General features: G+C 36.3%; 3 protein-coding genes. 1 reads left to right on the top strand and 2 read right to left on the bottom strand.

Annotated elements, in window-relative coordinates; genetic code table 11:
* Window positions 1–836, bottom strand: an 836-nt coding sequence (locus BMX10_RS17580; protein WP_139176506.1) for an S-layer homology domain-containing protein, incomplete at its 3' end; no start/stop codon positions are given.
* Between the two features lie 344 nt (window positions 837–1,180).
* On the opposite strand from BMX10_RS17580, the gene BMX10_RS17575 reads away from it, so the two are divergent.
* Window positions 1,181–2,656, top strand: coding sequence for a helix-turn-helix domain-containing protein (locus BMX10_RS17575; RefSeq protein ID WP_090447087.1), 1,476 nt, complete (start codon window positions 1,181–1,183; stop codon window positions 2,654–2,656).
* A 64-nt stretch (window positions 2,657–2,720) separates the two neighbouring features.
* On the opposite strand, the gene BMX10_RS18140 is transcribed toward BMX10_RS17575, so the two are convergent.
* Window positions 2,721–5,070, bottom strand: a 2,350-nt coding sequence (locus BMX10_RS18140) for a hypothetical protein (RefSeq protein ID WP_170834890.1), incomplete at its 5' end; no start/stop codon positions are given.

The following is a 5,070-nucleotide window of genomic DNA, read 5'->3' as shown; positions in this document are numbered from 1 at the left end:
CTGTCTTTTCCTCCGCCTCGTATAAAGGTTTCCCCTTTTACGGTGACATTGTTTAGATAAACCTCTCCATCTCCAACTTCTTCAGCAATGGTCAGACTCCCTTCTATCACCTTATTTTGCAGAGTAACACCATCGGCTTTAATAATTACATCCTTTGTGATGGTTATCCTTCCGGTTTGTGGACCGTAAGTACCTGCTTCATCATAAACTATTTCTGCTGGTTCTTGCTCCTCTTTACCAACCTCAGCTGTTAATGCTTTATTAAGGGTCACTACTGCTTCTGCTCTTGTGATATTGTTGGTAGGCTTAAAGCTTTCATCTGGATAGCCCCCCATATAACCTTTAGCTGCGGCGGCTCCTACATAACCCTTTGCCCAATTGGCGATAGCACTAGCATCCGTAAAGCTATCAATTGCACTTGGGTTTTCTGGTGTATTGGTGATCTTTGACAGTACAACTGTTACCTCCTGACGGCTGATGGGATGGTTTGGTTTCATACTCCCATCTGTATAACCTCCCATATAGCCTGCTGCTACAGCTCTTGCTACTGTGCTATAATACCATTCTCCTTCTGAGACATCCTTGTAGCTTATTTCACCTCTTTCGGTGAATCCAAAGGCTTTATTTACCAGCACCATAAACTCTGCTCTTGTGATGGGATTGTTTGGTCTAAAGCTTCTATCAGGATAGCCACTAATAAAGTCATTACTTATCCAGGTTTTAATGGTTCCTTTAGCCCAGTGATTCTCAATGTCTGATGCATTTGCCCCAAAGGTTAATCCTAGGGAAGATAAAACCATACATATGGTTAATAGTAGTGCTACTTTTTTCTTCACAAATTTCTTACCCCCTTTTTTGTAGTTTTTTAAAAATCTATGTCACATTTTAAAATCTCTTTTATTCTTTTCCAACCTCCCTCCTCTATTGAATTTTTCAGCTGAATTTCCTTTAGTCGTCAAGTTTCAAGAAAATTATGTAATTTTTATAACTATAACTATATAGGATGTTTTTCTTAAATGCAATATTTTTCGACATTTTTTAATTATTTTATTGTATTTTATTTCGATTTATTTGCGTTGTGTTTTATTTGTTTTTTCGTAATTTCTCTGAACACATTTGCATTTTTATTGCACTCTATTGTATAATGGATTTAGCTTGTTGATAGGAGGGGAAAATACTAATGGATGAAATATTAAACTTTGGCTCTTATTTAAATGAACTATTGATTTCAAAGGGTATTGATAAAAAATACTTTGCTGCTGCTATGAATATCAACCGTTCCTTGCTCTATCGATTTCTCAGCAGTGAGCAGTTGCCTGATGTGGATCAATTGCATGAAATATCTGAAAAGCTTAATTTGAGAACTACCGAACAAAAAAAGCTTCAAGAGAGCTACGAGTGTACTTTATATGGCTGGGAGATTGTCACTGGCAGAAAATTGATTATAGATCTCCTTAACAGGATGGACAGTAAGATTCACCAGCAGGGTATAGACTACCAATATGCTTTCAGAACTCAGAAGCTAGCAGATGGAAATACTGGCATCCTGCCGGTAAAAAACAAGCAAGCTGTTATGAGTATGCTTTTTTCTCTATTGGATTCAATTAATGAGAGTTCAGATGTTTCCTCTGTCAAAATAATTTTGCAGTCAGAAATGAAGGATTTTGTCAACATACTTACTAAAATCTTAAGTGAAGCAACCCACAGCAAACGAGAGCTATCTATAAAACATATCATTCGCTTTAAGGACACTTTACTGAAAAAGAATAAGTTACATAATTTAAAAATCCTTAGTTCACTTTTTCCTCTGTCTTCTTTCGAAAAGACATATAGGGTATATTACTCAACAGAGAACTCGAAAACTGAAACCTATGAAACATTTTTTCCTAATTTTATCAGTATCGATTCCAAAACTGCTTTTGTCTTTTCAGAGGATTTTGAAAATGGTATTCTTTATACTGCTGAATCTTCAGAAATCATTAAGATAATGAATGAAGAGTTCACCAAAATCTGTAATGATTGTCTACCATTATTTATCAATCTGGAAACCTATGAAAGACAGTCCCTTTATATGTATGAATACGAGCACATGGTGCAGGCAAGTACCTCTTTGTTGCATCCAGAAAATGGCTTCTATACTTTTCCTGCTGATATCATAAGGAAAAAAGAAAAGGAACATACTGCTCCAAAAGGAGTAGCGCAATTGCTTTTAAAAAGAATAGAGCTCTTTCACCAGCGGTTGCAGAAAAGTAAAGCCCTTGAAATTGTTTCCCTGGCAGGTCTTAAAAGCTTTGCAGAAACCGGCGAGCTGAAAATATACAAGGGCATTAAATTTAGTAAAAGTGAACGAATTAGGATATTAAATAATCTTTTAAAATTTGTAAAAGAACAAGAAAATTATTCTCTTTACATCATGAAGGAGAATAACATCTTTTATGACTCTGACTTCGCTGTTTACACCATTGGGAGTGAGTTGCTTTATATTGTACCTTCTTACACTGAGTTTAAAGTATCAGATAATATCATCATCAGAGATAGAGGAATTGTAGAAAGTTTTTCAGATTTTATGCAATCAAGCTTTACAGCTGAAAACAGTATTGTTGATAGAAATGAGGTTGCTACTGTTATTTCAGATATTATTGATACTTTGCAATAGTTTTTTATTAAAAAGAAAAGCCCTCTAAGATAAAATATCTCAAGAGGGCTTTATCATGATTCTATTAAAGAATATTTTCAATAAAGAATGTTTTTATTTTTTCTTCTAAAGGCGCCTCATAGGTGGATTCCATAAGGTCCATCAGCCAATTTAGACCTGGCATAGCATGGACAGCATCAGGCGTCACATCTAATGCCTCTTGGATAATCTCCAAAGCATCCTTGCCTTCCCACTCCTTCGCCAGAGGGTTTTCTATGGTATAGGGATCAATATAGTAGTATCCTTTTAAACCTACTATAAATCCTCTCTGGTGATTCTCATCTAGTTCAGGAGCATTATATACGAATTCAATGATATCTCCATTTACCATCCTTAATCTATTATCGTTGTCAAATTCTCCAATGATGGATTTTACATCCTCTTCTCCATTGAAGACCGCTGTCTCTGGCTCCAGTTCTATAATGCTTGTAATATGATTTTCCGAATAATCAATGGCTATCTGATGGATTTCGTAGAAACCAAAACCTGAGCTTAGACGAACTTTTATTTCACTGGCTGGATCTTTAATAGCACTAAGATCCAATAGAACAAGGAATTCTTCAAGCAAATGCATTCCCGCCTTTATTTCCCCTTGTTTCACCCATTCATCACCATCCCATAGTTCTACTCTCAAGTTAACCAAACTGACAAAATCAAGAAGTTTGTCTTTGTAGGATGGTGTTTCCAGTACGCTTTCAATCCACCACATATTATTTGTCCCATCAATTTTGTCGATAATGAAAGAGCCTAACTGGTTAATCAACCCCGTCTTCTGAGTAGCAATCATCAATTTAGCTTCATTACCAATATCTTGAGGTTTGTTAAAGGTGACATCATATGTTTCTACATATTTACCCGTATCTACTATATTCCCTTTAGAGCCCACCAATTCACCTTCTTTAGTTACCTCCTCTAACCTGCTGGTTCCACTAGAATCGATAAACTCAATAGGTGCAATTCTATTCTTGATGGTATGAGGATTTCCATAGATATCTGCCATAACCTCTTGTATACCTTCATCAGCTGGATAATCCACTGCAATTAATTGGAAATCATTTACAAAGGATTTCTCTTCTAATTCTTCCACTATTCTTACGTAGTATTTGTCATCCACTGCCCTTAAATGACGGAGGGTTCCATAGGAAGTGGTTTCCAGTGCTCTATTTACTGCAAAAGGTATAGCTTCATGCTCAAAATGAAATTTATCACCATTATAAGAATATACAAAAGGACAAGAGTGTGATTCCTCCTCAACAATCGTGACTGAATTACTTTCTACTGTGCCTGTGTAATATCCTATGCCTGTAACCACTACTCTTAGTTTATCTCCTATTGCAACTGGGTCTTCTATAATATATAGCCCTAAAGTAGCACCATTAATATCAATCCAGTCGCCTTCTCCTCCAATCTGATACTGCCATTGATATGCTACTGTTGCTCCTGCTGTTACTCCTTCTGGAGTTATGATTACAGGTGTTATTAGAGAACCTATCATTTGATCAAAGAGTAAAATAGCTTCTGTCACTATGCCTTTATATACCATCACATCTACTTCTAATGATTTTGTACTATTGACCAAAGCATCTTTGTCCAAACTAATTGTTCCTATGCCCGTACTTGTGAGACTTCCATATACTGCTGCTGTTACTGTAGAATGATTTATTCTATCTACATCACCTAGGCTTAATCCCTTAAAAACCCCACCAAGTGATATATGCTCTCTGCAAACTGCTTCTGTAACTGTATCCTTTTCTAGTGTTAATGTAAAGATTTGGCCAAAATTATTGTCTGGTATTACTTGTGCTGGTGACACCTTCATCTCTAGCTCATTTACTATTACATTTGCTTTTAGTGAATTTACACTATTGACTAAGGCTTTTTTGTCTAGGGTAATTGTTCCTATTCCTCCACTGGTCAGCCTGCCATATACTGCTGCCGTTACTGTAGAATGATTTATTCTGTCTACATCACCTAGGTTTAAACCTGTAAAGACGCCCCCAAGTGTAATATCTTCTGTATAAACAGCTTGTGTGACTGTATGATTTTCTATGGTTAGTGTGAAGGTTTGATTAAAATCATAGCTTGCCGTTACTTGTGCTGGTGATATCTTTATGGCAGTTACAGCCCTGCTACTGCTTCTTTCCCTACCGCTAGTTGGCAATATTATTCTTTCTGGTGCTTTTTCAAAAATAGTATTTCTTACTTCTTTTCCTGATGCTTCTTTTATAGTTCCTTCACCTTCTACTTCTATCCTTGCATCTGCCACTAGCTTGGTGATGGTAGTATCATTTCCCAGGCTTACTAGGGTTCCACTTACACCTTCTTTTACTACAACTTCCTCTATATTGGTTTCTCCTTGAGTTACTATATTTACA

Origin of the sequence: Natronincola peptidivorans (assembly GCF_900111615.1) — a bacterium.
Lineage (GTDB): Bacteria > Bacillota > Clostridia > Peptostreptococcales > Natronincolaceae > Natronincola_A > Natronincola_A peptidivorans.
Note: the sequence above shows the minus strand (reverse complement) of the source record. Positions and strands in the feature narration are given on the sequence as shown.